The organism is Salinibacterium sp., assembly GCF_031364185.1.
Classification (GTDB): Bacteria; Actinomycetota; Actinomycetes; order Actinomycetales; family Microbacteriaceae; genus Rhodoglobus.
In genome coordinates this window covers 1-1,194 of sequence record NZ_JANLVV010000145.1, presented here as the reverse complement: position 1 = coordinate 1,194, position 1,194 = coordinate 1, and the positions used below count along the sequence as shown (strand labels likewise).

Annotated in this window: 4 protein-coding genes; all 4 read left to right on the top strand. The window is 62.2% G+C overall.

The genetic code is table 11. The annotated features are described in order from the left end of the window. On the top strand, positions 1–339 hold a 339-nt coding region (locus tag RMN95_RS06610), incomplete at its 5' end, for a hypothetical protein (protein WP_309616149.1). Beyond that, a complete protein-coding gene (locus RMN95_RS06605; RefSeq protein ID WP_309616148.1) occupies positions 336–563 on the top strand; it encodes a hypothetical protein in 228 nt (75 codons plus the stop codon). The genes RMN95_RS06610 and RMN95_RS06605, both read left to right, overlap by 4 nt. Positions 564–690: 127 nt before the next feature. Beyond that, on the top strand, positions 691–813 hold the full coding sequence (locus tag RMN95_RS06600; RefSeq protein ID WP_309616147.1) for a hypothetical protein: 123 nt from the start codon (positions 691–693) through the stop codon (positions 811–813). Between the two features lie 17 nt (positions 814–830). Further along, positions 831–1,040 carry a hypothetical protein gene (locus RMN95_RS06595; protein ID WP_309616146.1) on the top strand — a complete coding sequence of 70 codons (210 nt, stop codon included), beginning with the start codon at positions 831–833 and terminating at the stop codon, positions 1,038–1,040. The last annotated feature ends 154 nt before the right edge of the window (positions 1,041–1,194 follow it).

Genomic DNA, 1,194 nt, shown 5'->3' with positions numbered 1-1,194 from the left:
GCATCGAACACGGGCGACCGGTCGGCGGCATCGAACACGGGCGACCGGTCGGCGGCATCGAACACGGGCTACCAGTCGGCGGCATCGAACACGGGCGACCGGTCGGCGGCATCGAACACGGGCGACCGGTCGGCGGCATCCGTGACAGGTAAAGACTCCATCGCCATGGTCACCGGACGCAACTCGAAAGCATCCGGCGCTGTCGGCTGCTGGATCGTGCTTACCGAACGCGATTCGCGCTGGAAGATTATCGAGGTTCGCGCGGTCCTCGTTGACGGGGAGACAGTCAAGGGAGAAACGTTCTACGCCCTCACCCGCGGGAAGGTCGTGGAAGCGTGACCACCCACGAACCGGACATCGGTATCTACGAGGTCGAGTGGGACGACTACGAGCCAGCCCCGAAACCGGTGGTGTCGCATGTCGCGGTTCTCACTGACGACCTCACAGATTTCCCGGTACGGCTGAGCTCCACCCGGAAGCTGATCGTGAGAATTGCGATCCTGGCTGCCGCGCTGGTTGCGGTCGAAGTGGTCGCGCTCATCATCGTGCAGACGCTCCCATGATCTGCGCCGCGTGTGACCACCCCGCGGAGGACCACCACCCGTACGGGGGCAGATGCCACACCGACGTGATGCTTCATGTCGGTGCGGTCCAATGCCACTGCGAATGGTTCTGGGCGGAGGGCGACGAATGAAACTCCCACCCTGGGTGACGGACTGGCACATCTGGGCCGCGTCCGTCGTCGCACTCGTAACGCTTGCCGTCATCTTCCGTTTACTCGTCGCCGCATTCATGCCCGACGCCCACCTGTAACCCCGAAAGGCACCACCATGGCTGACCTGACCGAAGACCAATGCGACCACATCGCCTTGGCTGCGAACAAGCTCGAACAGCACGACAGCGGTTACAGCATCGACGTGAAGATCGCTGTCACGAAGATATTCCGTAAGTTTTTCGAGCTCGGAGCGCCCGACAACCTCCAATCCGAAGTGCTCGAATTGGCCGACGCGATACTCGCCGCCCCTCTGGTAACAGCATGAGCCACCACGATCGGGTACTCGCGGATGGTTCCGATCGTGAGTTGTGGAAGGTCGCCCGTTTCCCAGTCATCGGTGCTTCAGATGCGAAGGTGCTCGCGAAAGCTGAATCCGAAGGTTGCGGTGTTCAGCGTACGTTCGGCGTCGACCGCGGCGA